21 protein-coding genes are annotated in these 20,661 nt (G+C 67.8%); 12 read left to right on the top strand and 9 right to left on the bottom strand.

Annotated elements, in window-relative coordinates:
- Window positions 1–22 precede the first annotated feature (22 nt).
- The gene (locus BLV57_RS07715; RefSeq protein WP_091287962.1) at window positions 23–955 is read left to right on the top strand and encodes a catalase family peroxidase; all 933 of its coding nucleotides are present in this window, start codon (window positions 23–25) and stop codon (window positions 953–955) included.
- Between the two features lie 227 nt (window positions 956–1,182).
- On the opposite strand, the gene BLV57_RS07720 is transcribed toward BLV57_RS07715, so the two are convergent.
- The 5 genes from BLV57_RS07720 to BLV57_RS07740 all read right to left on the bottom strand — a co-directional run bounded on the left by BLV57_RS07720 (window position 1,183) and on the right by BLV57_RS07740 (window position 4,679).
- Window positions 1,183–2,250, bottom strand: a complete 1,068-nt coding sequence (locus tag BLV57_RS07720; RefSeq protein ID WP_091287963.1) for a zinc-binding dehydrogenase — start codon at window positions 2,248–2,250, stop codon at window positions 1,183–1,185.
- Between the two features lie 32 nt (window positions 2,251–2,282).
- The gene (locus tag BLV57_RS07725; protein ID WP_091287964.1) at window positions 2,283–2,603 is read right to left on the bottom strand and encodes a transcriptional regulator; all 321 of its coding nucleotides are present in this window, start codon (window positions 2,601–2,603) and stop codon (window positions 2,283–2,285) included.
- A gap of 79 nt (window positions 2,604–2,682) precedes the next feature.
- Window positions 2,683–3,477 carry an LLM class flavin-dependent oxidoreductase gene (locus tag BLV57_RS07730; RefSeq protein ID WP_091287965.1) on the bottom strand — a complete coding sequence of 265 codons (795 nt, stop codon included), beginning with the start codon at window positions 3,475–3,477 and terminating at the stop codon, window positions 2,683–2,685.
- 67 nt (window positions 3,478–3,544) lie between these two features.
- On the bottom strand, window positions 3,545–4,222 hold the full coding sequence (locus tag BLV57_RS07735; RefSeq protein ID WP_091287966.1) for a metal-dependent transcriptional regulator: 678 nt from the start codon (window positions 4,220–4,222) through the stop codon (window positions 3,545–3,547).
- Between the two features lie 16 nt (window positions 4,223–4,238).
- Window positions 4,239–4,679, bottom strand: a complete 441-nt coding sequence (locus BLV57_RS07740) for a GNAT family N-acetyltransferase (RefSeq protein WP_091287967.1) — start codon at window positions 4,677–4,679, stop codon at window positions 4,239–4,241.
- A gap of 289 nt (window positions 4,680–4,968) precedes the next feature.
- Between BLV57_RS07740 and BLV57_RS07745 the strand changes: the two genes are divergently transcribed.
- The 4 genes from BLV57_RS07745 to BLV57_RS07760 are packed head-to-tail and all read left to right on the top strand — an operon-like array spanning window position 4,969 to window position 8,287.
- The gene (locus BLV57_RS07745) at window positions 4,969–5,577 is read left to right on the top strand and encodes a hypothetical protein (protein WP_091287968.1); all 609 of its coding nucleotides are present in this window, start codon (window positions 4,969–4,971) and stop codon (window positions 5,575–5,577) included.
- A 9-nt stretch (window positions 5,578–5,586) separates the two neighbouring features.
- Complete coding sequence (locus BLV57_RS07750; protein ID WP_091287969.1) at window positions 5,587–6,222, top strand: DUF3558 domain-containing protein; 636 nt, start codon at window positions 5,587–5,589, stop codon at window positions 6,220–6,222.
- Window position 6,223: 1 nt separating this feature from the next.
- Window positions 6,224–7,546 (top strand): hypothetical protein, encoded by a 1,323-nt coding sequence (locus tag BLV57_RS07755; RefSeq protein WP_091287970.1) that lies wholly within the window; start codon window positions 6,224–6,226, stop codon window positions 7,544–7,546.
- Window positions 7,547–8,287 carry an ESX secretion-associated protein EspG gene (locus tag BLV57_RS07760; RefSeq protein ID WP_091287971.1) on the top strand — a complete coding sequence of 247 codons (741 nt, stop codon included), beginning with the start codon at window positions 7,547–7,549 and terminating at the stop codon, window positions 8,285–8,287.
- 50 nt (window positions 8,288–8,337) lie between these two features.
- Here BLV57_RS07760 and BLV57_RS07765 read toward each other — a convergent pair whose 3' ends face one another.
- On the bottom strand, window positions 8,338–9,915 hold the full coding sequence (locus BLV57_RS07765) for an amidohydrolase (RefSeq protein ID WP_091287972.1): 1,578 nt from the start codon (window positions 9,913–9,915) through the stop codon (window positions 8,338–8,340).
- A 49-nt stretch (window positions 9,916–9,964) separates the two neighbouring features.
- Here BLV57_RS07765 and BLV57_RS07770 point away from each other — a divergent pair, with 49 nt between their 5' ends.
- The 4 genes from BLV57_RS07770 to BLV57_RS07785 are packed head-to-tail and all read left to right on the top strand — an operon-like array spanning window position 9,965 to window position 13,252.
- Window positions 9,965–10,699, top strand: coding sequence for an enoyl-CoA hydratase/isomerase family protein (locus tag BLV57_RS07770; RefSeq protein ID WP_091287973.1), 735 nt, complete (start codon window positions 9,965–9,967; stop codon window positions 10,697–10,699).
- The gene (locus tag BLV57_RS07775) at window positions 10,696–12,234 is read left to right on the top strand and encodes an ATP-dependent acyl-CoA ligase (protein WP_091287974.1); all 1,539 of its coding nucleotides are present in this window, start codon (window positions 10,696–10,698) and stop codon (window positions 12,232–12,234) included. Before BLV57_RS07770 ends, BLV57_RS07775 begins: the two co-directional genes overlap by 4 nt.
- Window positions 12,225–12,863: a TetR/AcrR family transcriptional regulator gene (locus BLV57_RS07780; RefSeq protein ID WP_091287975.1), complete on the top strand. Its 639-nt coding sequence runs from the start codon at window positions 12,225–12,227 to the stop codon at window positions 12,861–12,863. The genes BLV57_RS07775 and BLV57_RS07780 overlap by 10 nt, the downstream gene beginning before the upstream one ends.
- A 59-nt stretch (window positions 12,864–12,922) precedes the next feature.
- Window positions 12,923–13,252 carry a hypothetical protein gene (locus tag BLV57_RS07785; RefSeq protein ID WP_091287976.1) on the top strand — a complete coding sequence of 110 codons (330 nt, stop codon included), beginning with the start codon at window positions 12,923–12,925 and terminating at the stop codon, window positions 13,250–13,252.
- A gap of 78 nt (window positions 13,253–13,330) precedes the next feature.
- On the opposite strand, the gene BLV57_RS07790 is transcribed toward BLV57_RS07785, so the two are convergent.
- On the bottom strand, window positions 13,331–14,500 hold the full coding sequence (locus BLV57_RS07790; RefSeq protein ID WP_091287977.1) for an acyl-CoA dehydrogenase family protein: 1,170 nt from the start codon (window positions 14,498–14,500) through the stop codon (window positions 13,331–13,333).
- Window positions 14,501–14,641: 141 nt separating this feature from the next.
- On the opposite strand from BLV57_RS07790, the gene BLV57_RS07795 reads away from it, so the two are divergent.
- Complete coding sequence (locus BLV57_RS07795; RefSeq protein WP_091287978.1) at window positions 14,642–15,958, top strand: cation:dicarboxylate symporter family transporter; 1,317 nt, start codon at window positions 14,642–14,644, stop codon at window positions 15,956–15,958.
- Window positions 15,955–16,638 carry a 4'-phosphopantetheinyl transferase family protein gene (locus BLV57_RS07800; RefSeq protein WP_091287979.1) on the top strand — a complete coding sequence of 228 codons (684 nt, stop codon included), beginning with the start codon at window positions 15,955–15,957 and terminating at the stop codon, window positions 16,636–16,638. The genes BLV57_RS07795 and BLV57_RS07800 overlap by 4 nt, the downstream gene beginning before the upstream one ends.
- A gap of 106 nt (window positions 16,639–16,744) precedes the next feature.
- Here BLV57_RS07800 and BLV57_RS07805 read toward each other — a convergent pair whose 3' ends face one another.
- On the bottom strand, window positions 16,745–17,899 hold the full coding sequence (locus BLV57_RS07805; protein WP_245757216.1) for an isochorismate synthase: 1,155 nt from the start codon (window positions 17,897–17,899) through the stop codon (window positions 16,745–16,747).
- Between the two features lie 132 nt (window positions 17,900–18,031).
- Window positions 18,032–18,343, bottom strand: coding sequence for an integration host factor, actinobacterial type (gene mihF, locus BLV57_RS07810; RefSeq protein WP_176968540.1), 312 nt, complete (start codon window positions 18,341–18,343; stop codon window positions 18,032–18,034).
- Between the two features lie 614 nt (window positions 18,344–18,957).
- Here mihF and BLV57_RS07815 point away from each other — a divergent pair.
- Window positions 18,958–20,586, top strand: coding sequence for a long-chain fatty acid--CoA ligase (locus tag BLV57_RS07815; RefSeq protein WP_091287982.1), 1,629 nt, complete (start codon window positions 18,958–18,960; stop codon window positions 20,584–20,586).
- Window positions 20,587–20,661 lie beyond the last annotated feature (75 nt).

Here is a 20,661-nt window from a genome sequence, read left to right on the forward strand (position 1 = left end):
AGAAGTCTGCTAGTTTGCGCCCATGGCCTCCGAACTGGCGAAATCACAGCTTTCAGTCACCATTGTGGACAACATCGAGCACCTCAAAGGCACCCACGCGGGCTACCGTCGCGCCCACGCGCGCGGGGTTTGCTACGACGCCACGTTCACCCCGACCGGCGACGCGGGGCCGCTCACCACTGCGGCCCACCTGCGCGGCGAGCCGGTCAGCGCGACCGTGCGGTTCTCGCACACCGACACCAACCCGCACGTGCCCGACGGTGACCGGGCCGTGCGCGGGTTCGCCACGAAGTTCCACCTGCCGGACGGCACGAACACCGACCTGATCATGGTGAACCTCGACAGGTTCGTCGCGTCCACCCCGGAGTCCTTCCTCGAACTGCTGCACGCCGCCGAGCCGGATCCCGCGACCGGCGCGCCGAATTTGGACAACATCAAGGCGCATGTGGGCGCCCACCCTGAGGCAGGCCCCGGCCTCGCGGCCGCCGCGGTCGTCGGCATCCCGGTCAGCTACGCGGCCACGACCTACTGGGCCATTCACGCGTTCTTCTGGCGCGACGCCGACGGCGCCGCCCGCCCGGTCAAGTACCGCTGGGAGCCGGACCTCGACCCCGCGAACGCCGAAGACACCTCGGGCTGGTCGGCCGAGCACCTCGCCGAAGAACTGGCCGAGCGCCTCAAGTCCGGCCCCGTCGGGTTCAGGCTGATCGTGCAACTCGGCGAAGAGGGCGACAACACCGACGACTCCACGCAGGTTTGGCCCGCGGAGCGGACCGAAATCGTCGCGGGACACCTGTCGATCACCGGCGAGGCGGCCGATCAGGAGTACTGGCACAACCAGGTCTTCGATCCGACACTGCTCACGCCGGGCATCGAAGCCTCCGACGACCCGGTGCTCGCGGCACGCAGCACGATCTACGCGGTCTCCTACGACCGGCGCGTGCACAAGCGTTAGCCGACCCGCGATCCGGCCGAGCTAGCGGGTTTCCACCTTGGACTTGACCTCGGCCGGGTCACGGGGACTCTGAAGGACCCGGTGACCACGGAAAGTGACGCCCGCCTGGCGAATCGTGAGAAGAATTCGGTTCCGCCGATCATGCGCTGAATTCTTTGTCACCACGCGCCGGACATTAGCATTTCCCGCACGGAAAACACAGTTTCTTATCTGTTGGAAATATTTGCTTACCGCCCGTTAGTGGAAAATTCCACCACCGTGACGCCAGCGTGCGGGGGAATTGGATCATTCATCGCGGCCAGCGCGGCGGGCACGTCCTCGAGTCCAATCCGTTTACCGATCATCCGCGCGAGATCGATTCCGGAATCGGCGACCACGCGCAGCATCTCCGGATATTCGTGCGCCTGCAGCCCGTGCGTGCCGATGATCTGCAATTCACCGCCGATCACCCGGTGCATCGGGATCGGCGCGACCCCCTGCGCAGGCGGCATCAATCCGACCTGCACGTGCTTGCCGCGTTTGCGCAGGCTGCCCACGCTCGCCGCGCAGGTCGACGGCGTGCCGACGCAGTCGAGCGAGACATGCGCGCCGCCGCCGGTGATCGTGCGGACGGTCTCGGCGACCGCCTCCGGCCCGTCGAACTCACCCGCGTCGACGGCCGCGACCGCGCCCAGGCTCATCGCGAGCGCACGCGCCTCGGCGGACAGGTCGACGGCGACCACTCGCGCACCCGCGGCGACCGCGAGCATCACCGCCGAGATCCCGGCGCCGCCGCAGCCGTAGACCGCCACCCACTGCCCGGCCTGCAGCGCGCCGTGCCGCAGCACCGCGCGGAACGCGGTGCCGAACCGGCAGCCGAGCGCGGCCGCCTCGGCCGAGCTGAGCGACTCGGGCAGCGCGACCAGGTTGACCTCGGCGAAGTCGATCGCGACGCGCTCGGCGAACGAACCCCAGTGCGTGGCGCCCGGCTGGAACTCCCGGTCGCAGATCTGCTGGTTGCCGCTCGCGCACTGCGCGCACGACCCGCACGCGCACACGAACGGCACGGTCACCCAGTCACCGACCCGCCAGCCGCGCACGCCTTCGCCGAGTTCGGCGATCCGGCCAGCCAGCTCGTGGCCCGCGACGTGCGGGAGCACGACGGCGGCGTCATGACCGAGCCAGGAGTGCCAGTCGCTGCGGCACACCCCGGTCGCCTCGACCTCGATGACCACCCCGCCCGGCGCGGCGACCGGCTCGGGCACCTCTCGCACCGTGGGCAGCACGCCGAACTCTTCGAAGACAACTGCCCGCACCGCACGCTCCCCTTCGTAGGCTTGATCGAGACCTATCCTGCCTTGGTGCGCGGGAGCGACAGGAGATGGGTGAGCGACCCTGGCGGAACCTCCAAAACCTCTTCCAGATGATCGAGCACGAGCAGTGATTCCGCCCGCTCCGGACGGCACCGGCCCGACTGCCAGTGACTGAGCGTGGCGAGACTGATGGACACGCCGCGCCCCCGCAGCCGGTACCTGATGCGGTCCAGCCCGAGCCCCCTGGCGCGGATCGCGGCGCGCAGCGCCGCTTCGAATGGACCGGATTCGAGCAGTCGCTCGACGTCCTGTCCGGTGGCCCCCCGGTCGATGGTGCGCGTTCGCTGACCGGTCATGTTCGCTCCCAAAAGAACAAGCTGGGCCATGCAGCGTAGGCGTGTCTTCGCTTGATCGCCAGGGTCTTGCGACCCGTGATCAGTCCCCTACCAGCCGCTCCACAATGGGCGCGAACTGTTGCAGGTAGCCGGAATTGATGGTGATGTAGGAAATCCCCCACTGGGCACGCCAGCGGCGAAGCGTGTCCGCGGCATGATCGGGGTCTTCCGGCAGCACCGAGACGGCGCCGGACTCGGCGAGCTCTTGAACATCGATACCGTACTGCTTCAGCCACGGCGCGGGTTTCCCAGCGACGGCGGTGAGATTCATCGCCAGCTCCACGTCACGGCCGGGTTCGAAACCGTCCACAATAGACTTCGCCTCGGCCTCGATGGTCTGCGGACGCCACGCGAAACTGAGCGTGTCGGCCTCACGCGCGGCGAGCGCGAGCATCTTCGGACGGCTGCCCGCGAGCAACAGCCGAGGCCCGGGCGCGTGCTCCTTGAGGTAGCCGATCGTCTCGCTCAGCCGCGCCAGCCTCTTTGCGGGAGAAGGGAATTCCCCGCCGAGCGCGACGGAACGCTCACCGGCGCCGGGGTGCCCGACACCCAGCCCGAGCTCGAACCGGCCGCCGGTGATGTCGTGCAGGCTCTTGACCTGCCAGGCCAGCTGCCGCCGGTCGCGGTACGGATCGGCGAGCACGAAGGTGCCGAGCTTCAGCGTGCTGGTGACCGCGGCGGCGGCCGAGAGCAACGTCAGCGGATCGGCGTCGACGACCGGATCGGTCGCCAGGAAGGTGTCGAATCCGAGGTCTTCGGCCTGCCTCGCGAGCTCGGTCCAGGTGGGGAGGTCTCGTGCCATGCCGGCGACGATCCCGAAGCGGAAAGGTTTCATGCCCCCATGGTGGTCAGCACAGCGCGTAACCACATCCGCCCGGCTACGACACTCGCGCGTACGCCCGCTAGCGCAACGCCACGCTGAGTGCCTGCGCGATCTCCTTGCCGATGGCGTGCGTGGCCGCGTCCGGCGGCGACCCGACCTTGACCACCATCGGTCCCCCGAACGGCTGCCGCTCGACGACCTCGATCCGCTCACCGAGCCCGATCGCGTGCTCGGTCAGATAGCGCAGCAGCTCGGGATCGGTGTCCCAGACCCGCACGATCTCCCCGACCGCGCCCGGCGGCAGATCGTCGAGGATGCGCATCGGCAGCTCCTCGACGCTCCCGTCCTCATCCGGGATCGGGTCCCCGTGCGGGTCGCGCACGGGGTTGCCGAGCTTGGCCGCGATCCGCTTGACCAGCCGGTCCGAGACGGCGTGCTCCAGCGCGTCGGCCTCGGCGTGCACCTCGTCCCAGGTGTAGCCCAGCTCGGAGACGAGGTAGGTCTCGATCAGCCGGTGCCTGCGCAGCACCGACCGCGCGAGCTGGCGCCCCTCGCCGGTGAGCTCGATGCCCCGGTACGGGACGTGCGCGACCAGCCCCAGCTGCGAAAGCTTGGTGACCATGCCGGAGGCGGACGACGGGCTGACCTCGAGCCTGCCCGCCAGCGTGGTGTTGGTGACGTCTTCACCGCGCTCGGCCAGTCCATAGATCACCCGCACGTAGTCCTCGATGGACGACGACCGCCGGCTCACACTCATGGTCCCTACTTTACGGTCACGCCTCCCACGCGTACCGCGTCCATTCATGGACCGGGTGCGCCCCGAGCCGCTTGTAGAACTCGGCGGCCTTCTCGTTCCCCTTCTGCATGTCCCACGAGATCCGCCCGGTGGTCCGCGTCCGCAGCGCCATCAGCAGCTCACGCCCCAGCCCGTGCCGCCGGTGCTCCGGCCGGATGAAGAGGTCATCGAGCCAGATCCCCGGCTGAGCCATCCAGGTGGAGAAGTTCCAGTTGCAGAACGCGAACCCCGCGACCCGCCCAGGAGCATCCGGCGCCTCGGCGATCAGCACCCACGCCTTGGGGTCGGGCCCGAACAGGTACTTCGTCATCTCGGCGCGATCGAGGCGCAGGTCGTCCTTGCCCTCGTAGACGGCGTGCTCCTCGATGAGGGCACAGATCTCTTCGAGGTCACCGACCTCGGCGTCACGCACGGGCATCAGGGGTCCTCCTGCTCGGCCGTTCACAGCTGTCCGGCCACTGTATCCAGCGGCCGGTCCGACTTCACCGGACTGAGAGCGAGGTCGCTCAGCGTCCACAGTGACCTAGTCCATGAGCCTCTCCGGCTCCGAACTCAGTGGATCCGTTCGCCTGCCCCGCGCGTCTCACTCTCGTGAGCGACGCCGACGGCTGCCCGAGACGACCGATGAAGCCATTTCGCCCCATCGGGGAAAACCCATGCGGTAATCTCACGCGCGGGCAGTCACATGGGGTGAGGGGATAAAACGCATGGCTACCGCGGGCGACAGCTACCTGAGCAACATCCTCAGAGAACTCGACGAACCACAGGCCATCAAGGCCGCGTCCAGCACCACCGGTGGCGCTCCGGCCGCGCCACGTGACGCCCCGAATCCGCACCCAAAGCCCGGAAAAGACGAGCGCCACGACAAGGCCGAAACCGAGATCGAGGCAGAGCGTCGCCGTGCCCGCGAAGAGGAAGAGGAGCGCACCAACCCGTGGGCGCACCTCAATCCCTGGGAGCACGAAGAGCCCAAGCCCGGCAAAGGCGGCGGTTCCGGCCCTGGCGGCTACAAGTTCGACGACGAAGTCATCGCCAAGAAGATCACCGAGTGGGAGAAACTCCGTGACGACCTCGGCGACGACAATAACAAGCTCTCAGTCGCACGAGACTCCATCAGGCCTCCGTCTCCAGATCAGCCTGCGGCGGAACAGGCGGAAGCGACCAAGAAGTCCATCGGCGCCGCGATGATCCACAACGCGAAGATGCAGGATTACGCGCAGGCATACATCATCAGCCTCAAAAAAGCCAGTGGGAAGTATGTCGAGCAGGACGAAAATTCGCGAATGGATCGCGGCGTCGGCTCCATGGATGCGTAAGGGATAACGGTGTTCACACGCAAAGGGTTCATTCAAACGGCTGCCGCGCTGACAGCACTGGCGATGTTGACTGGGTGCTCGGCAAAGGAACCAGGGACCGCCAGCCCCACCCCGAATCAGCCCGGGTCCTCGGCGGCATCGCCAAACCAGCCGTCCACGAGCAACGGAACCGATTTGTCCGGCGCTCCGCCGGTCAAGACACCTCTGAACGCGGCTAAATTCTACGCCGATCCGTGCCTGACCCTTACGCAGGCGCAACTGCAGTCCTTCAACGTTTCATCGAATCCCCGACGCCTCGACAGCGACCACGGTGTCGGATGCGCCTGGAATTTCGGCGCCGATGGAGGCGTATCAGCAGGCGTAAACTTCCCAAAGCCCGAAAAAGGCCTCAGCCTCCTTTATGCCAATAAGAAAGATGGCACGTACAGGGACGGCTACTTCGATGAAACCAATGTTTCAGGATACCCAGCGATACAGTACGACAGCAATGACCTTCGCCCTGACGGCGACTGCACCGTCGCCGTCGGGATCTCGGATAACCTGTACCTCAGCGTGATCCTCCAGGGTCCGCCTGGATCAGACGGCTGCAAACGAGCGATGAACGTGGCCAAAGACGTCATAGCCACAATCCAAGGGGGGCAGTGAATTGTCATTCTGGGATATCTTCGGCGGCAACGTCTGCATGGACGGCCAGGCGATCTACGAGAACTTCACCAGCAAGGCACAAGGCCCTCGAGGCCTTGTGCAGGGCAGCGTTGAGCTAGGAAAAGTCGAAGCGCTGTACACCCTTCGGGAACAGCAGATCACGGACCTCGCCGCCTCAATGGAGGAAGGCTGGACCGGCGACTCATCGGGTGCGGCCCAGCGTGGCGCGGGTCCCCTCGCTGTGGAGCACGGCCGCGCGGCCCAGGAAATGGCCACCGCGCGCAATCTGCTGATGGACCAGACGGAGAGCTTCTCGAACGCCCAGACCACGGTCGTTCCCGTGCCCAAGACGCCCGAAGAGCCGTCGACGTTCAAGAAGGTCATCACGCTCGGCGGCGCGCAGTCCGACTACGAAAAGGGTGTCCGCGAGTCGCAAGAGGCATCGCAGAAGAACGTCACGGCGATGGACGGCTGGACCAGCGCGTCCAACTACAACGGCTCGATGATGCCGACCGAATACGGTGATCTGCCGAAGAACACGTTCACCATCGAGCGGAACGAACCCAAGATCCCGCCGATCATCGAGCCGCACTGGCCTGGCCCTGGCCCCTATCCCGGCGGGGATGGCGACGGCGACAAGAACAAGCGGGGCAAGCCCGGCACGATCGATCCCGGCAAGGGCAGTGTCGACCCCGGCAAGGACGACGGCCGCAAGCCCGGCGACATCAAGCCTCCGCCGACGGACACCGGCAGGCCGCCCACGCGTGACGAGCGGACCACGCCCGAGGACGACAAGTCCAAGGTGAAGCCGCCGCCTCAGTGGCCGGACGACAGGATTCCGGGCAAGACCGGCAAGACGCCTGGCGACGACACCATCGGCGGTGGCGGCTGGAACACCGGTGGCAACCGGAACCTCGACACCGGAACCGGGTCCGGTCGCAGCATCGGCACCGGTGGTGGGTCCAACAGCGGCTCCGGCAGCGCTGGCGGCAGGCTGACCGGCGGTGGCTCTTCCGGCGCAGGCGCGACCGGGGCGAGCGACCGGCTCGGTGGTGGCCGCGGCAGCGGCGCGGGCGCGATGGGACCGGGTGAGCCCGGTGCCCGCGGTGGCGCTGGTGCGCGCGGTGCCGGTGGACGCGGCGCCGGTCAGGGTATGGGCGGTATGGGTCACGGTGGCCGTGGCGGAGGCGAAGAGGACGAGGAGCACCAGCGGAAGTACGTGCTCGAGGACGACGCCGCCTTCCAGCTGACCGATGAGGACGGCGAGAAGTACGTCGACCCGAGGACCGGCATGTCTCCCGTCACCCCGGTGATCGGCGAGTAGATGTGGTTTGAGAAGCCCGAACAGTTTCGGGTCGAAGAGCTTGCGGCCATCGTGACGAAGACGACCGGCGGCGACCTGCACATCGTGCTGGCGCCGCAGGCCGTCTGGCTTCCGCCCGATGTGAAGGCCCAAGCGGACAGGGCCGTCGAGGAAGCGCTGATGCGCTACCCCGATGACCCTGACGAACGCGATGAGCCGGACTTCAAGGCGATCTGCGAGCTGCTCAGCCGCCCGCCGGAGGCGCGGTACGGCTGGATCAGCGACACCGTCAACGGCACCAAACTGAGCGTGCTGGTGGCGGGCACGTCGTGGTTCGGCCTCATCGCGGTGCGCGAGGGCCATGACGTCTGGGTGCGCACGTTCCACCCGGATCGGCTCAGCCTCATCCTCGCCGAGGTGCTTCCCGAAGCCACCGCCAAGGCGAGCGGCCATCCGATCAGCGTGCTCCGCAGCGAGATGCTCGAGGCGGAGAAGACCGGCAACGGCAGCCAATCGGTACGCCGCGCGCAGCGGTTCGCCGAGCTGACTCCGCACGTGCTCGCCGAGTTCAACGCGGAAACCCGCACGCCCGGTGGCCGGCGGCATCGCAACCAGAGCCCGCTGCGGGTCTACGACACCGAAGAGGGACGCTGGACGCTGCTCATCCGCCCGCACTATGGGGATGAGCAGCTCAACCTGGCGCCCGCCGGTGTCAACGAGGTAGCCGCTCTGCTGGACGAACTCCGGCGCGAACTCGCTTGAGGTCGTGAGCGTTGCGGGCGGTTAGAACCGCCCGCAACGCTCACGAGCCCCTACGCCTCAAACGCCAAGTCCCCACCCACGACGGTGCCCAGCACGCGGATGTCGTCCAAAGCGTCCTCATCCAGCGGATCAGCCGACAGCGCGACGAAGTCGGCGAGCTTGCCGACCTCCAAAGTCCCGAGATCCTGTTCTCGGAACGCCGAGTAAGCGGACCCGTAGGTGTAGGCGCGCAAAGCTTGCGAAGGCGTCAGCCGCTCGTCAGGCCCGAGCAAAACGCCCGAAGCCGTACGCCGGCGGACCATATCGGCCAAGCCCAGCAACGGCGCGCCCGAAACGACCGGCCGATCAGAGCTGGCAGGCAGCACACAACCCGCGTCGAGAACGCTCCGCAAGCGATACAACCAGGCCTCACGCGAAGACCCGACCGCCGCCCGCATGCCGTCGCCGATCTCGTTGACGAACCGGCCTTGGGGTGACGGGATCAGGCCGAGCGAGGCCAGGCGCTTCAGTTCGGCGGGTGGGAGGACCGCGCAATGCTCGATGCGGTGGCGGTGATCGAGGCGGGGGAAGCGGGCCAAAGCCGCTGCGTACGCGTCCAAGACGACCGAGATCGCGCGGTCGCCGATGGCGTGGGTGGCTATCTGCCAGCCTGCGGCGTGGGCGCGCATGATCGTGGTCGCGAGGTCTTCCTCGGGGACCTGGAAGTAGCCGATGTTGTCCGGCTCGCCCTCGAAGGGCTCGTGCATGGCACACGTGCGGCCGATCAGGGAGCCGTCGGCGAAGAGTTTCATCGCGCCGACGCGGAGCCAGTCGTCGCCGAAACCCGTGCGCAGGCCCAAATCGAGGCCGAATTCGATGTCGTCCGCCGGTGAATGCTCGAGTGGGTGCAGCACGCTGGCGGCGACCATGACCGAGGCGCGGACGCGCAGGACGCCTGCTTCGCGGGCCTGCTGATAGGCGGCGAGTTCGATCGGGGTTTGGCCGACCAGGCCGCCGCCGATGCCCGCTTCCTGCACGCTCGTGATGCCTTCGGACAGGTACTGGCGCGACGCGTGATCGAGGCCGCGGACGACGTCCTCGACCGGGGTCGGGTAGATCAGGGGGTTGAGCAGGAGCTGGGCCTGCTCGCGCAGGAGGCCGGTCGGGGAACCGTCCACTTGGACCACGTCGCCGCCGACGGGGACGTGATCCAAGTCCAACTGGGACAGGACGCGGGAGTTCACGACCGTCATGTGGCCGGAAGTGTGCTTGACGCGGACCAAATGCTCCGGCGCCGCGCGGTCGAGGCCTTGGCGGGCGGGGTGGCCGCCGACGAGCTTGTTCTGGTCGTAGCCGCTGGCGACGATCCAGGTGCCCGGCGGCTGGGTCGCCGCGCGGGCGGCGATGGCGTCGTACACCTCGTCGACCGAGTTCAGGCCCGCCAGCGGGACGTCCGTGAGGCTCATGCCGAACCACGCCATGTGGTTGTGGGCGTCGTGGAAACCGGGGGCCACGTGCGCGCCACCGAGATCGATCCGCCGGGATGTCGACAAAGCGACAGCGTCTTCGCCGAGTGCGACGATGCGGCCGTTCAGGACCGCCAGCGCACCGATGACCTGGGCGTTCTCGTAGATCGCGTCAACCCGCATACCTTCGGACCCTATCGATCGATCGATCGGTCGTCTAGGCTCCGGGAGTATGAGCACTGTTGAGCTGACCGTCGACGACGGTGTCGCCACGATCTGGCTGAACCGCCCGGAGCGGCTGAACGCCGTCGTCTCCGGCCTCGTCGACGACTTCCTGACCGCGCTGGACACGGTCGCGGGCTCCGGGGCGGGCGCGGTCGTGCTCGCGGGGCGCGGGCGCGCCTTCTGCGCCGGGCATGACCTCAAGGAGGTGCCGGAGGGGGACTCGCGCCGCCGGCTCGACCGGCTGCAGGACGTCACGCGGCGGCTTCGCGGGCTGCCGCAGCCGGTGATCGCCGCCGTGCACGGCTACGCGATCGGCGCCGGCGCCGAGTTCGCCATGGGATGCGACATGGTGCTTGCCGCCGAAGACGCCGTTTTCGCGTTTCCGGAGGTCTCGCTCGGGCTGAGTGTGACCGGGGCGGCGTCGCGGCTGCTGCCGCTGATGGTCGGGCCGCTCAAGGCCAAGGAACTGCTGCTGCTCGGCGAGCGGATCGACGGGGTGACCGCGCAGCGGATCGGGCTGGTCAACGCGACCGCGCCCGCCGATCAGCTCATGGAGAAGGCCATCGAGTGGGCCCAGCGCATCGCGGGCCACCCGCGCGAGGCCGCGACCATGGCCAAGCGCGCGCTCGACGCGAGCATCGACATCGAGTCCGCGCTGGAGATCGAGGTCGGCCACGCGCTGATCACCGAGCACTCGGCCGCCGTCAAGGCGTCCACCGACGCGTTTCGGAGCCGGGCATGAAGCTGTCCGAAGTGGACGACCTGGTCAAGCTCGTCACCAGGGCCGCGCACATCTGGCCGGACAAGACCGCCTGGGTGTTCGACGCGCTCGGCGAGACGCTCACCTTCGGCGACATCGACCGCCGCAGCAGCAAGCTCGCGCTCGCGCTGCTCGAACTCGGCGTCTCGCGCGGCGACCGCGTCGGCGTGATGCTGCGTAACCAGCCCGAATTCCCGCTGACCTGGCTGGCGCTGGCCAAGATCGGCGCCGCGCTGGTGCCGGTCAACACCAACTACCAGGAGCTCGACGGAGCGCACGTGCTCGCGCACTCCGGCGCGCGGTTCGTGATCGCGGCGGACGAGTTCGTCGGCCTGCTGAACCGGATCGCGCCGCAGACGAGCGTCGAGCGCGTGCTCACGCCGTCGGAGCTCGAAGCGCCGTCGACCGCCGCCACCCACTTCGCCACGGTGCCCGAGCAGCCGGTCAACATCCAGTACACGTCCGGGACCACCGGCGCGCCCAAGGGCTGTGTGCTGACGCATCGCTACTGGACGACGCTGGCCGCCGGGCTGGTCAACGACTTCCCCGCGGTCAACGACACCGACACCCTGCTCACCGCGCAGCCGTTCCACTACATCGATCCACAGTGGAATGTCGCGCTGGGACTCGCCGCGGGCGCGACGCTCGTGGTGCTGGACCGGTTCCACCCCAAGACCTTCTGGGCCAAGATCCGCGAGCACGAGGTCACCTGGTTCTACTGCCTCGGCCTGATGCCGACGCTGCTGCTGCGCATCCCCGAATCGCCGGAGGACAAGAAGCACAAGGTGCGCGCGGTCTCCGCCTCGGCCATCCCGCACGAGCTGCACGCCGATCTCGAGGCGCGCTGGGGTGTGCCGTGGTACGAGGCGTTCGGGATGACCGAGACCGGCGGCGACATCCGGATGGACGACGCCGATCACGACGCGCACGTCGGCACCGGCTGCATCGGGCGGCCGACCCGCGACCGCGAGGTCATGATCGCCGACGACGCCGGGAAACCCCTGCCACGCGGGGAAACCGGCGAGCTGCTGATCCGCGGCACCGGGCTGATGCACGGCTACTTCGATGACGCCGAAGCCACCGCGAAAGCCTTCCAGGGTGGGTGGTTCCACACCGGCGATCTGGCCAGGATGGACGCAGACGGCCGGGTCTACTACGTCGGCCGCACCAAGGACATGATCCGGCGCAGCGGTGAGAACGTCTCGGCCGACGAGGTCGAGCGGGCGCTGCTGCTGCATCCGGCGGTCAAGCTCGCGGCCGTGATCGCGGTGCCGGACGAGCTGCGCGGCGAGGAGATCAAGGCGTATCTCGTGTTCGAGGACGGGCAGCGGCCGGAGCCGGGGGAACTGGCCGAGTTCTGTTCGGGCAAACTCGCCTACTTCAAGGTGCCGCGTTACTGGGCGTTCGCCGATTCGCTGCCGATGACGCCGTCCGAACGCGTCGCGAAGGGTGAGCTGCGCAAGGCGGCCGAACCGACCAAGGGGGCGTACGACCGGGTGGACGAACTGTGGCGATAGGCAAGGACCGTGTCCGCGGTGCGGCGGTGAAGCTGTTCGCGGACAAGGGTTTCCACGGCACCGGGATCCGGGATCTCGCGCAGGAGGCCAACCTTTCCTCGGCGAGCCTCTACCACTACATGGGCACCAAGGAAGAACTGCTCGCCGGCATCATGCGCGAGTCACTGGAACGGCTGATCGCCGCGGCGCGCGAAGCCACTGACGGTGTCACCGATCCGGTGAACCGGCTCGGCATACTGGTCGCGCTCCATGTGATCACGCACGCGGTGCGGCCGGACGAGACGCGCGTGGTGGACAACGAGGTCGCGTCGCTGTCGCCGCACGCCAAGGCGGCGGTCGTCGCGCTGCGCGACGAATATGAGTCCCTCTGGGCGGAAACCATCGACAAGGGGGTCCGTGACGGGGTTTTCCGCACCGATCAGCCCGCCGTGACGAGGTTGGCGTTGCTGGAGATGTGCAGCGGCGTGGCCAGGTGGTACTCCTCACGCGGCCCGCTCGGCCTCGAAGAGCTGGCGGAGCACTACGCACAGCTCGCGATGCGCGCGCTCGGGCGGCTTGACGAGGGCGAACCACCCGATCTGGCTAATTGTCGCGCTGTGGTCTCAAAAACGTGGTCCGTGGCTGTGTAAAGGGCCCTTTTAGGCCGGTACGCCTTGCTCAGACGGCCTCTCTGAGGGACGCTCGAAGGGTGACTGAGCAAACGATCCAACTGGAACTGGACGACTCGGGTCTCTCCCCCAGGTTGCCGGCGCCAAAACACCCTCGGGATCAGGTGCAGGACGTTCCCTATCGCCCCGTCGAATTTCGTGATGACGACCTGCCCTCGGCCCTGGAACGGGCATCGCAGTGGCTGCGCGAGGCACAGGAATGGCTGGGTGAGGCCGTCGACGTGCTGGCCATCCACCTCGACTACGACGACCGCAAGGGTTCGCCGTACTACGACGTGAAGCTCCTGTGCAACGAAGAGGATCTCGCGGGCGTCCCGATCGCGCTCCGCGCCCAAGACAGCGAATCCTGACCACCCGACGTGATTTAGCAGGCTTTACTCCCGGCGCTGGGCGCCAGGAGTAAAGCCCGCTAAATCGCGAGCCCGTTTTCAGCCCAGCGTCCCGCCGACCTTGACGTGGCCCTTCAGCAGGTTGCGCGCGATGGTCCGGCGCTGGATCTCGTCGGTGCCCTCGTAGATCCGCAGCAGGCGGAGCTCGCGGTACCAGCGCTCGACCGGCAGTTCACGCGTGTAGCCCATGCCACCGTGGATCTGCAGCACCCGGTCGACGATCTCGTTCGCCTTCACGCCGCCGTAGAGCTTCGCGACGGACTGCGCGTGGCGCGAGTCCATGCCCTGGTCGACCTGCCACGCGGCGTGCAGCACCAGCCAGCGCAGCGCCTCCAGCTCGACGCCGGAGTCGGCGATCATCCACTGGATGGCCTGGCGCTCGGCGATCTTCTGCCCGAACGTCTCGCGGGTGTTGGCGTGCTCGATGGCCATCGAGATCAGCCGCTCGCACGAGCCGATCGCGCGGGCGGGCAGCAGGTAGCGGCCCGCGCCGATCCACTGCATCGCGAGGTCGAAACCGTGCCCGAGCTCGCCGAGGATCTGAGTCTCCGGCACGCGGACGTCTTCGAAGACCAGCGAGGCCGGGCCCCACTCGCCCATGGTGTCGATGTACTCGGACTTCCAGCCTGCGTCGCGGTCGACCAGGAAGCAGGTGACGCCGCCGTTGGCGCCCTTCTCCGGGTCGGTGATGGCGAAGACCATGACGAAGTCGGCCTCGTTGCCACCGGTGATGAAGGTCTTCTCGCCGTTGATGACCCAGTCGGTGCCGTCCTTGCGGGCGGTCGTGCGGATCGCCTTCGCGTCGGAACCCGCGCCAGGCTCGGTGATCGCGAAGCAGGACTTGCGCTCACCGGAGATGGTCGGCAGCAGGTACGTCCGCTTCTGCTCCTCGTTGGCGTGGTAGAGGATGTTGTCCGCGGCGCCGCCGAAGCGGAACGGCACGAAAGTGCGGCCGAGCTCGGCCTCGAGCAGCGCGGTCATCACCGCGGACAGGCCCATGCCGCCGTACTCCTCGGGCGTCTGCACGCCCCAGAACCCGGACTCCTTGGCCTTGAGCTGGAGTTCGCGCAGCTCATCGGTCGTGATACCGGGCTGACCGGCCCGTTCGCGGCGCAGCACCTCCGGCTCACGCGGGACGAGTTCGCGCTGGACGAAGGTGCGGACCCAGTCACGCACCTCTCGCTCTTCGACGCTCAGGGTGAAATCCATGACACTCCCTCTGACTAAGCGCTTGCTTACCTCAGGGTACCTCGCGCTGTCCCTTGTCGACATACCCCGGCGGTTCCTGTTGTTGACCATGCGGGACTTGTCGTAGGTTTCTGCCGCCGAACCCGGCGTTAAGGAGGGTCAATGACCACCGAAGCACCCACTCAGCGGCGGGATCGCTCGCATCTGCTCTATCTGGCCGTCATCGTCGCCGTGCTGCTCGGCATCGTGGTCGGGCTGGTCTTCCCGGCGTTCGCCAAGGAGCTCAAGCCGATCGGCACCGGCTTCGTCAACCTGATCAAGATGATGATCTCGCCGATCATCTTCTGCACGATCGCGCTCGGCGTCGGCTCGATCGCCAAGGCCGCGAAGGTCGGCAAGGTCGGCGGGCTGGCGATCGGCTACTTCCTGGTCATGTCGACGGTCGCGCTGTTCATCGGCCTGGTGGTCGGCAACCTGCTGCACCCGGGCGACGGGCTGAAGATCAGCTCGTCGGTCGCGAAGGCGGGCCAGTCGCAGGTCACCCAGGCGCAGAACACGACCGAGTTCATCCTCGGCATCATCCCGAAGACGCTGGTCTCGGCGTTCACCAGCGAACTGGTGCTGCAGACGCTGCTGGTCGCGCTGCTGACCGGGTTCGCGCTGCAGAAGCTCGGGCCGTCCGGCGTGCCGATCCGCAAGGGCATCGAGCACATCCAGCGGCTGGTGTTCCGGATCCTGTCGATGATCATGTGGGCCGCCCCGGTCGGCGCGTTCGGCGCGATCGCCGCGGTGGTCGGCGGCACCGGCTGGGCCGCGCTGAAGGGTCTGCTGATCATCATGGTCGGCTTCTACGTGACGTGCCTGCTGTTCGTGTTCATCGTGCTCGGCGCGCTGAGCTGGCTGATCGCGCGGGTCAACGTCTTCAAGCTGTTCAAGTACCTGGGGCGTGAGTTCCTGCTGATCCTGTCGACGTCGTCGTCGGAGTCGGCGCTGCCGAGGCTCATCGCGAAGATGGAGCACCTGGGCGTCAGCAAGCCGGTGGTCGGCATCGTGGTGCCGACCGGGTACTCGTTCAACCTCGACGGCACCGCGATCTACCTGACCATGGCGTCGATCTTCATCTCGGAGGCGCTGGGCCAGCCGCTGTCGCTGGGCGAGCAGGTCTCGCTGCTGGTGTTCATGATCATCGCGTCGAAGGGCGCGGCCGGGGTCACCGGCGCCGGGCTCGCGACGCTGGCGGGCGGCCTCGCCGCGCACAAGCCCGCGCTGGTCGACGGGGTCGGGTTCATCGTCGGCATCGACCGGTTCATGTCCGAAGCCCGCGCGCTGACGAACTTCGCGGGCAACTCGGTGGCGACCGTGCTCGTCGGCACCTGGACCGACGAGATCGACAAGGAGCAGGTACACCGGGTATTGAATGGGGAAGACCCGTTCGACGAGGTGACCATGCTGGACGACCATGGGGGCAAGACCGAGTGATCGACTGCGCGGTGTGGTGGGCCGAGCCGCTGCCCAACGAACCGAGATTCATCGGCCTGCTGGACGAACTCGAGCTCGGCCGCCACGCCGGCTACCGGCAGGAGATCGACCAGCGCCGGTTCCTGACCGGCCGGGTGCTGGCCAAGACGATCGCCGGTGAACGGCTCGGCCGCGCGCCAGCCGACATCGTCTTCGACGCGTCGTGCGACGACTGCGACAAGCCGCACGGGGTACCGAAGGTGCCGGGGCTGGCGCTGTCGATCTCGCATTCGGGCGACCGGATCGGGCTCGCGGTCACCTCGGGCGCGCCCGTCGGCCTGGACGTCGAGTCGGCGTCGCGCCGCGCGGAGGACTCGCTGATCGAGTACGCGCTCAACGAGACCGAACGCCTGGGACTCAAAGGACTCGAGGCGGACGAGCGGGCGTCGGCGTTCTTCGTCTACTGGACGCGCAAGGAAGCCGTGATGAAGGCGACCGGGCGCGGCCTGCGGATCCCGTTGCACAGCATCACCCTGGCGCCCTTCGACGCGCCCGCGGCCTTGCTCGCGTCGAGCACTCCCGCCTTGGACCCCGCAACCACACGCATGGCCGACCTCGACCCCGGCTCCGGCTACCGGGCCGCCGTCGCCGTACTGACCACAGAGGACTTAGCGGTGACCGAGCACTCCTGGCACCCCTGAGCCCGGGAAAAAAATCCCAATGTGGCATTGGTCAGATTTCAGCCCGCCAATGTGGCTTTCGTCAGCTCGAACCTGACGAAAGCCACATTGGGATTTTTTCCCCGGGTCAGATGAGGTCGGGCAGGCCCATGGCTCGGAGGAGGGTCTGGAACTTGGTCGTGGTCTCGTCGAGTTCCAGGCGCGGGTCCGAGGCTTCGACGATGCCGCCGCCCGCGTAGAGGCGCATCGAGGACTCGGCGACCTCGGCGCAGCGGATCGCGACCGCCCATTCGCCGTCGCCATCCGCGTCGACCCAGCCGACGGCGCCCGCGTAGTAGGCGCGGTCGTACGGCTCCAGCTCGGTCACCAGTGCGCGCGCGGCGTCGGTCGGCGTGCCGCAGATGGCGGGCGTCGGGTGCAGGGCCGCCGCGAGGTGCAGCGCGGTGATGTCGAAGTCGATGAGCTCGCCGGTGATCGTGGTGCGCAGATGCCAGATGGTCGGCGTCGAGACGAGCTCGGGGCCGTCGGGCACCGTGAGCTTCCGGCAGAACGGCCGCAGGCGCTCCACGACGGCCTCAGCGGCCGCGGCGTGCTCGATCTGGTCCTTCTTGGACGCGAGCAGGGCGTCTCCGCTGGCCTTGTCGGCGACGGGGTCGGCGAACCGGGGCATCGAGCCCGCGTGTGGGTGCGAGACGACGTGCGAGCCCTCACGGGAAAGCAGCAGCTCGGGCGTGGCGCCGACCAGGGTCCGCGTCGACGGCAACGCCGCCGCGTAGGTGTAGTGCCGCGGGTTGTCGCTGGCCAGGTTGCGCACGATCCGCTCGGGCCGGATCGGCTCGTCGAAGTCGAGATCGAGCGCACGGGCCAGTACGACCTTGCGCATGCCGCGTGCACGCAGCGCGTCGACGGCGTCACGCACGGCCGCCATGTGGCGCTCGGGAGACGGGACCGCGGTCACCGAGACCGGCCGCGGAAGGACCTCGCGGGGCAGTGAACGGTCACCTTGACCGGCGTGCAGCACGGCACGCGGGAGAACCAGGTGCCCGGGTGTGACCGTGCCGGGGCTGGTGTCGAACGGGAGCACGCCGACCGCGAGCGGCGCGGCGCCCGAGGCGAGCGCGCCGGTGACCGTGTCCGCCAGAATCTCCGGATCGGTGCTGGTCACGGATTCGACGGCGCCCTGGGCCAGCAGCACCCGCCGGGCGGTGGCGAAGAAGAAATCGCCACGCTCGTACTGGGCGGCGAGACCGGCTGGGGACGCGGGCGCGATGCGGGTGGTCACCCCTTCAGCGTCGCAGGCTTGCGGGGCGATGGCCGCAAAGTGTTGCCGGTGCGACATCGCGGAACCCGGCCCGTGAGCGTCGGGGCGGTACGGACCGCCCCCACGCTCACGGGCCTGAGCTGCGAAAACGCCTTACTTCAGCGCGGAGATCAGCGCTTCCCGCTGGCGGTCGCCGAGGCCGGCGGCGCGCCGGTCCGGGTCGATGCCTGCCTGCTCGAGCAGGGCGGCGACCTTGACGGCGCCAAGGCCCGGGACGGCCTTCAGGAGCTGCGTGACCTTCGTCTTGCCGATGGTCTTGTCTTCCTTGGCCTTCTTGAGCACCTTGTCGATGCTTTCCTGGCCGGACTTGATCGAGGCAAGCAGCTCCGAGCGGGCCTTGCGCGCCAGGGCCGCCTTGGCCAAGGCGTCCGCGCGCTGCTCCGGAGTCAACGTGGGCAGAGCCAACGTAGTAATCCTTTCCATCTCGAGTGTCCGCATACGCGGCGACGACCTTGCGACCTGGTGCTTGCTTCAGCAAGCGCTGGCCAGCCGTCTCTTACCACGGCCCCAGTAAACGCCACCCAAGTCAAGGGCGTGAAACCGACACGCACTTACTACCCTCGCGAACACCTCGGGGCAACCCGCCGCACCCTGCCCCCAGCCTGCGGAAACATCACCCCTTGGGGCGATCTCGACGCACTCGGCGACTGCGGTCAGTGACCGTTTAGTCCACTGTAGACAAGCTGCGAATCGCCCGGCAGAGGCCGGTCCAGCCATCATTCAAGAGGCAAAAAAGGTTGCACCGCAAGGAAAGCACTCAGACAGCCGCGTGGCGGCCACCGGAGAGTGAAGATCGGCGCTCAGGTCAACTCACGACACCCGATCCACGTGCCGGAAACACCCGGCCGAGCACCCGTCCTGTCCGGAAACCCGTCCGGAACGAGACACCCATTAGTAGGACATCGCACGCACCCGCACGGTGATCTGACCAAACGTGACGGAACGGTTGCGTGCCCAACGGGGCCGCTCTGCATAGAGTCGCGGTTACCCCCCAGTTCACCGGCGCATGGGAGTTGACGATGTTGAGCACGATGCAGGACCTGCCACTGTCACTGGCGAGGCTGCTGCGCCACGGGACCACGGTGCACTCGGAAGCCGAGGTCATCACCTGGAACGGTTCAGAGTCCCGGCGCGAGACCTACGGCGAACTCGGCAAGCACGCGGCGAAGCTGGCGAACGCGCTGCGCGGCCTGGGTGTCACCGGCGATCAGCGCGTCGGCACCTTCATGTGGAACAACGCCGAGCACCTGGCCGCCTACCTCGCCATCCCGGCGATGGGCGCCGTGCTGCACACCCTGAACATCCGCCTGTTCCCCGAGCAGCTGATCTTCGTCGCCAACCACGCCGAGGACCAGATCGTCATCGTCGACGGCACCCTGGTCCCGCTGCTCGCGAAGCAGCTGCCGGAGATGAAGACGGTGCGTCACGTCATCGTGGCCAACGGCGACGCCGCGACCCTGCAGGCGCCGGACGGTGTCCAGGTCCACTCGTACGACGCGCTGCTCGCGGACCAGCCGGACACCTTCGACTGGCCGGAGATCGACGAGCGCTCGGCCGCCGCGATGTGTTACACCTCGGGCACCACCGGTGACCCCAAGGGCGTCGTCTACTCGCACCGCTCGATCTGGCTGCACTCGATGCAGGTCTGCATGAGCGACAGCATGCGGCTCGCGCAGGGTGACAAGACGCTGGCCATCGTGCCGATGTTCCACGCGATGTCGTGGGGCCTGCCCTACGCGGCGCTGATGGTCGGCGCCTCGCTGATCATGCCGGACCGCCACCTGCAGCCCGCCCCGATCGCGAAGCTACTCGAAGCCGAGAAGCCGGACTTCGCCGCGGCCGTGCCGACCGTCTGGTCCGGCCTGCTCGCGCACCTCGACGCCAACCCGCAGGACATCTCCCACCTGCGCGAGGTGGTCATCGGCGGCTCGGCCGTGCCGCCGTCGATGATGCACACCTTCCAGGAGCGCCACGACGTCACGGTCGTGCACGCGTGGGGCATGACCGAGACCTCGCCGCTGGGCAGCGTCGCGCGCCCGCCGCACGGCGTGACCGGCGACGAGGCCTGGAAGTACCGCTACACCCAGGGTCGCTTCCCCGCCTCGGTCACCGCGCGGCTGGTCGACGACGACGGCACGGTGCTGCCGTGGGACAACGAGAGCGTCGGCGAGCTGGAGGTGCAGGGCCCGTGGATCGCCGCGGCGTACCACGGCGGCTCCGAGATCGACCCGGACAAGTTCCACGACGGCTGGCTGCGCACCGGTGACGTCGGCAAGATCAGCGCCGACGGCTTCCTCACGCTGACCGACCGCGCGAAGGACGTCATCAAGTCCGGCGGCGAGTGGATCTCCTCGGTCGACCTGGAGAACGCGGTGATGGGGCACCCGGCCATCGCCGAGGCCGCGGTCGTCGGCATTCCCGACGAGAAGTGGGACGAGCGGCCGCTGGTCGCCGTCGTGCTCAAGGAAGGCCAGCAGGCCACCGTCGAGGAACTGCGCGACTACCTGGCCGACAAGGTCGCGAAGTGGCAGCTGCCGGAGTACTGGACGTTCATCGACGAGGTGCCGAAGACCAGCGTCGGCAAGTTCGACAAGAAGCGCATCCGCGCGTTCCACTCCGAGGGAAAGCTCGACATCAGCAAGCTCTAACCGGTAAATCTTCGGCGAGTCGCGACGCTCTGAAGGCCGTCATGGGCCATCTTGATGGCCTTCAGAGCATGCCGA

Source organism: Amycolatopsis xylanica (assembly GCF_900107045.1).
GTDB lineage: Bacteria > Actinomycetota > Actinomycetes > Mycobacteriales > Pseudonocardiaceae > Amycolatopsis > Amycolatopsis xylanica.

Bases quoted from the DNA above. Each gene is read 5' to 3' on its own strand.
- BLV57_RS07715 (WP_091287962.1), top strand. From the start codon at position 23: ATGGCCTCCGAACTGGCGAAATCACAGCTTTCAGTCACCATTGTGGAC.
- BLV57_RS07725 (WP_091287964.1), bottom strand. From the start codon at position 2,603: ATGACCGGTCAGCGAACGCGCACCATCGACCGGGGGGCCACCGGACAG.
- BLV57_RS07730 (WP_091287965.1), bottom strand. From the start codon at position 3,477: ATGAAACCTTTCCGCTTCGGGATCGTCGCCGGCATGGCACGAGACCTC.
- BLV57_RS07735 (WP_091287966.1), bottom strand. From the start codon at position 4,222: ATGAGTGTGAGCCGGCGGTCGTCGTCCATCGAGGACTACGTGCGGGTG.
- BLV57_RS07740 (WP_091287967.1), bottom strand. From the start codon at position 4,679: ATGCCCGTGCGTGACGCCGAGGTCGGTGACCTCGAAGAGATCTGTGCC.
- BLV57_RS07745 (WP_091287968.1), top strand. From the start codon at position 4,969: ATGGCTACCGCGGGCGACAGCTACCTGAGCAACATCCTCAGAGAACTC.
- BLV57_RS07760 (WP_091287971.1), top strand. From the start codon at position 7,547: ATGTGGTTTGAGAAGCCCGAACAGTTTCGGGTCGAAGAGCTTGCGGCC.
- BLV57_RS07765 (WP_091287972.1), bottom strand. From the start codon at position 9,915: ATGCGGGTTGACGCGATCTACGAGAACGCCCAGGTCATCGGTGCGCTG.
- BLV57_RS07770 (WP_091287973.1), top strand. From the start codon at position 9,965: ATGAGCACTGTTGAGCTGACCGTCGACGACGGTGTCGCCACGATCTGG.
- BLV57_RS07775 (WP_091287974.1), top strand. From the start codon at position 10,696: ATGAAGCTGTCCGAAGTGGACGACCTGGTCAAGCTCGTCACCAGGGCC.
- BLV57_RS07790 (WP_091287977.1), bottom strand. From the start codon at position 14,500: ATGGATTTCACCCTGAGCGTCGAAGAGCGAGAGGTGCGTGACTGGGTC.
- BLV57_RS07795 (WP_091287978.1), top strand. From the start codon at position 14,642: ATGACCACCGAAGCACCCACTCAGCGGCGGGATCGCTCGCATCTGCTC.
- BLV57_RS07815 (WP_091287982.1), top strand. From the start codon at position 18,958: ATGTTGAGCACGATGCAGGACCTGCCACTGTCACTGGCGAGGCTGCTG.